At 59.9% G+C, this 1,515-nt stretch carries 2 protein-coding genes; both read right to left on the minus strand.

Annotation, left to right across the window (positions count from 1 at the left end; all coding sequences use genetic code 11):
• Positions 1 to 152: 152 nt before the first annotated feature.
• Positions 153 to 524: a DUF3368 domain-containing protein gene (locus tag ABJK56_RS20155; protein ID WP_347246486.1), complete on the minus strand. Its 372-nt coding sequence runs from the start codon at positions 522 to 524 to the stop codon at positions 153 to 155.
• 373 nt (positions 525 to 897) lie between these two features.
• Positions 898 to 1,515, minus strand: a 618-nt coding sequence (locus ABJK56_RS20160) for a hypothetical protein (protein ID WP_347246487.1), incomplete at its 5' end; no start/stop codon positions are given.

Here is a 1,515-nt window from a genome sequence, read left to right on the forward strand (position 1 = left end):
CCGGCTCTGCAGGATGGGGTACTGGGCCCAGACCTCCGGCCGCACCTCCCCGCGAACGAAAGACCCGAAGAGGCCTAGCCGCTTCACTCCCAGAGGCCACACCTTGACCGCCGCGGCCGGCACAGTCTCCTCTCCCCAGTTGACGCACCCTCTTATACCTGCGTCCCTTCACCAGCCAGCACGCGAGCCATCTGATAGACGTCCTCACTCATCCGGAATCCCGCCTCCCGCAGACGCTCCAACAGGGGAGTAATCGCTGGTATCAGGTTTCGCTTTTTCGCAAGCACAAGAACGCCCAGTGTCCCAGCTATGTTTAACCCTCGCGCTGCAGCGATCCTCCGCCCGCGAGCCTCGTCCATCAACAGCAAGGCGGCTTCTAACTCCATAGCCAGAACGACGGCCTCGCTTTCTCCCGCACCCAGGCGTTCTCTCAGGAGACGAACGGCGATATGGTCCTGAATCTCCACAACACGGATCCAATCCGCTGATTGAACATCCAAAGCCCCCGGTTTCCCCTGAGCCACGTCACAACTTCATCCCAAACCGCAGGCGGGATATACACCTCTCCAAAAAGCGCCGGGAGCAGAGAAAGGCGCCTAACCTGCGCCAGGGCAATGAGAGGGCCGGAGTTGGCCACAACGATCATCGCTGATCTTCCCGCGACTGCTCCAGCCCCCCAACCGCAGCCGTCAACTCGCCCGGAGTCTCGGTGAAAGGGAACGCCGTGCCGGGCCAGTAACTGGATCAATTCCAGTTTGGAAATCCCCAGCAACTCGGCCGCTTTCCCCGACGAAATTCGGCCCTCCCGGAACAGTTGGATCGCGACGGCACCGAGCTCAGCCGCTGCGACCGAGCCGCCGAGGGAGCAGTCGGCTGGAGCGAGTGGTTGGCCGCCTTCTACGGATAATTCTTCAGCGCTAGAGGGATGAACACTTTGCATGGTCCATCTACGCAGACTCTTACGCTGTAGGTTGGCCAGCCGTAATCGCTGAACCAGAAGTTGCCGTAGGCGGAGGTCACGTAGATGTCGAAACGGATGGTGTAAGCCCCGGGGCCCCAGTTGGGGATGTTCTGGATGGTCAGGTTCACCGTAGGAGATGGGTCGCCCTTGGGTGTGTTACACACCGAGGCTGAACTGCTGCCCGTGACTTCCCCGTGACCGGCCTTGGCCCAACGATATGTAAGCACATAGCTGAAATGGGGATAGCCACATGTCCAATCAGAGATACCTGTGTTTTGCACTTCCACCGAGATGGAATATGTCCCGCTGTGAGACATCGCGGGTGGACGGTTGTCTGGCGTGCCCCAGTTGATTTGTAAGGGGTTCCAGCGATAGGATGGGGTGAGCAAAGCATTATTGTTGCCTGAGTCGCGGATATGAACGCCGGTGTAGTAGTGCACCAGGATCTGCTCCACTCGCTCCCAACGCACGCTCCAGGCGCCCAGGTCCCGATTCATGTTGAAGCTGAGGTTCCCTCGCGCCCAGCGACTGGCTCCTTTCTGGCTCATGCCGTG

Origin of the sequence: Thermogutta sp. (genome assembly GCF_039793925.1) — a bacterium.
GTDB lineage: Bacteria > Planctomycetota > Planctomycetia > Pirellulales > Thermoguttaceae > Thermogutta.